This window comes from Parabacteroides acidifaciens (assembly GCF_003363715.1).
Classification (GTDB): Bacteria; Bacteroidota; Bacteroidia; order Bacteroidales; family Tannerellaceae; genus Parabacteroides; species Parabacteroides acidifaciens.
The window spans coordinates 1-3,251 of the sequence record NZ_QREV01000108.1 but is presented as its reverse complement, the minus strand read 5'-3'; the positions used below and the strand labels follow the sequence as shown (position 1 = coordinate 3,251).

Sequence of the window (3,251 nt, the reverse complement as noted above, 5' to 3'; positions counted from 1 at the left end):
CATTTGGAGTGCAAAAATAACAAACCACACCTTATCGTATGATTTTCAATAACTTTGATATTTTCCAATATATTCCTTGTAAAATTTTTGTAAAGATACGGGCAAACTTTCATTCCACAAAACGATAAACACAAAAACCGCCCCACCTTCACAGGCAGAGCGGCCATTACACTATTAACATTAAATCTAATATGAAACAAAAAGAAACTACTTTCGTCTTTTAACGAGCCAAGCAAGCAAAGCGACTGCAACACATCCTAAAGCCAATACCCACCACACCCATACGGGAACAAGCCGGGAATCTTTTTTGACATCCTCTTTTACGGTTTCGGAATCCTGAATCTTTATATCTTGTTTTTTGACTTGAATAGCATTAGATCCTGATTGAACCTTTGTACTATCCGATTCATTTTTCTGCCTGCTCATATCTATCTCGGTTGTTTTAGTCGGATATTGCCTGCCGATGCTATCCGGTTGAGACCAGTTTGTTATAATAATCCTGGCGTTTAACATCTCTTCAGACATACGTAATTCCGTCCGCTCGAGCTTGTCCCGCCAGAAAAGGCTATCCGAAAGCTCAATTTCGGCCTGCCGGTATCTCTCTGCCTCTGTGGATCGCTTTGAAGTTCCACAAGAACAGAGAGCACAAAGTATTATGACGTGCCAGGTTTTCATGGTTCAAATTTTATAGCGTTAATACGATTCAGCCATCCCCGTTTAAACTTATTGTTTACTGGACGAGACTCACATATTTCATCTATAAATTTTATGCGATCGGACTTAATCGCATAGAACAGCTCGCGGGAATCACAGGCATTCACTGCCGATATTGTAAGTGAGCCAACAATACCGTCTACTTTGACACCTAATATTTTTTGCGGGCGCTTAATACCGTATCCGCCGGAAGCCCATACCCAATCAACTAAAATATTTGCGACAGATTGATTCATTATCTGATCAGCCTTCCACTTATCCCAATACATTGTTTTTAGGATCTCTATCCAATCAGTCTGAGAGATATTTTTCAATCTTTCAACTGTTGGTTTAGGATAACCCTTTCTCCGACAAAACGACTCATACGTTGAAAGAGTTATCCCCTTATTCGTCGCGCCTCCCAAGTCATCAGGATCATTCACAAAGCCGCCTTCCCATTGCAGGATGAACGGCGCCAATTTATTCACATCTGCCATATTCTTTGTCCTCCTTATCTTTTGCCTCAATGAGTGCCTGTGTAAAGGCTTCTTTGAGAGATTCTTTACTAACTATACTACTTAATAGATCAATTGATTTTGCTGCCTGACGGCGTTGTTTAGCGTCTGCCTTTTCCCAGATCGACCGTCCTTCTGTCACGAGAATAAATACCGCTACGATAGACGACACTACCGGCACTTTCATTAGTGGGGACAGATGAATAAATTCCCAGAACCGACAGACGAAGCTAATAGAATCGACACCGCAGGCGATACATATACTACCGGCATACAGAATAAACTTGCTCACTGTTCGACGTAAGCCGTAACTGTTTCGGTCCTCATGACGTAGTTTTGCTTTATAATATCCGGAACAGAAATCCCAGCCCATCGCAATAAATACAAGAAAGAACTCGAATATCACGATAATCAACATCTCATACATGCCATTAAACATCTTCACTTAACACCTCCTTCTGTTTTTAATCGTTACATTTGTTGCTTTAATGGAATTTTAAAAATTTTGTCCAAGCAGTCTGAATCGTGAGATCCGGGCTGCTTTTTTAAAAGCAATTTAAAGGCTTTTTAAAAGCAATTTAAACGCAAGCCCACACGCACAATAAGTCGAACTAAGTGCAGCAATCTCGCACCAGAACATCGGTTTAGTCGACACAAAGTCCTGCCAGATATCACCGGTTACGTGCTTACTCATGCCTATTACCGTGTAAACGATAAACGCAATCCATATCGGGATAAGTACCCACCAATACGATGTGCAACCGACCCAGAGTTGAGAGGATACCAGTGTCAACGCTGCCGACCCGCAGTGGATCTTGTTGATCCAGTCATCGCGGAAATCGGGGGCCAGGCCGACCCCGATTAGGCCGATGCAGGCGGCCATTGCTAACAAGCGCATTGTAAAGCTCGTACTTAGCTCCCATACAACCGGAAACAGGAACATTGCTGTTAGTGCCATGCTTGCACCAAAGATCAGTTTGTGATCGAGCGAATAATATGTAGCGCTAATACTGTAAGGCACGCCCTTTGCCTTTATGCACACCGCAGTCGTATAGGCTGCGATGATTGCTAATGAAATAATTACTAATACCATGTTCTTTAAAAGTTTAAGTTTATACAATCTATTCTACGCCCAATAACGGATAACAACAGTTCCATCACCACCGTCACCTCCTTTACCTGATCCATGAGGCCTACCAGATGTTTCATGACATCCGCCAACTCCGCCAGCACCACCGTATCCTGCCCCTCCTTCGGATTCGGCATAAGTATCATATCCGGAATAACTCGATCCATCTTGCCCAGAGCCTTCTGTATGTCCTGTTGATCTAAGCGGCTCGTATTTTTTTGTACCATAACCGCCTTTACCTCCGGATGTACCACCGGCATTTGGTTCAAATTCTATCTCTCCAAAATCCCTGGTTGTATGACCTTGGCTTGTTCCTAAAATAACTCCACTTCTTTCTGGCGGTTGTTGTCCATCACTGTAAGATGCGTCTGCCGCAGGTCCCCATCCTCCAGCAGCAGAACAAGCTACACCTCCACTTGGTAATATCTGTTTTCCTGTTGAATCTGTTTCTCCTTTAAAAGCCTTTCCTCCTTCAGCGATATAAGTAGTGTTTCCAACTACGACTGAAGTAGCGCCACCATCTTCACCGTATCGGGGATTACGACCGGATGTATTCACCCCTCCCAATCCCCCTTTTCCAACAACGATTTTAATCTGTTGTCCTGGCGTGACTCTAATAGCATCCCCATCTTTCACCCAAGAGTTATAGGACCCGGAAGATGTATTTGATTTCTTATATGTCTTTGTGTACCCAGATCCACCACCATATACCCCGTATCCATTTCCGCCACCAGCTCCAGCACCCACTAAGAATACATCAATCTCTGTGCATCCAGGAGGGACAGGCCAGTTGTATGTGCCAGCCGGATAAAACCGTTGTATGAACAACTTCTTTTTCTTACCAATAAGTGCCCTTCTCATACCAACCTCCTTTCCGCCGAAAGTCGGTCTAAATCTTGGTTTAAGAGGTGTTT

Annotated in this window: 5 protein-coding genes; all 5 read right to left on the bottom strand. The window is 43.4% G+C overall.

The window, feature by feature from the left end; translation table 11 throughout:
• Positions 1-207: 207 nt before the first annotated feature.
• On the bottom strand, positions 208-675 hold the full coding sequence (locus DWU89_RS20265; protein ID WP_115501436.1) for a hypothetical protein: 468 nt from the start codon (positions 673-675) through the stop codon (positions 208-210).
• Positions 672-1,190: a glycoside hydrolase family 108 protein gene (locus DWU89_RS20260; protein WP_115501435.1), complete on the bottom strand. Its 519-nt coding sequence runs from the start codon at positions 1,188-1,190 to the stop codon at positions 672-674. Before DWU89_RS20260 ends, DWU89_RS20265 begins: the two co-directional genes overlap by 4 nt.
• Positions 1,174-1,635 (bottom strand): phage holin family protein, encoded by a 462-nt coding sequence (locus DWU89_RS20255; RefSeq protein WP_158543416.1) that lies wholly within the window; start codon positions 1,633-1,635, stop codon positions 1,174-1,176. The genes DWU89_RS20260 and DWU89_RS20255 overlap by 17 nt, the downstream gene beginning before the upstream one ends.
• Positions 1,636-1,764: 129 nt before the next feature.
• Positions 1,765-2,229 carry a hypothetical protein gene (locus DWU89_RS20250; protein WP_244205964.1) on the bottom strand — a complete coding sequence of 155 codons (465 nt, stop codon included), beginning with the start codon at positions 2,227-2,229 and terminating at the stop codon, positions 1,765-1,767.
• A gap of 105 nt (positions 2,230-2,334) precedes the next feature.
• The coding region (locus tag DWU89_RS20245; RefSeq protein WP_392391941.1) for a glycine-rich domain-containing protein at positions 2,335-3,251 on the bottom strand (917 nt) is incomplete at its 5' end.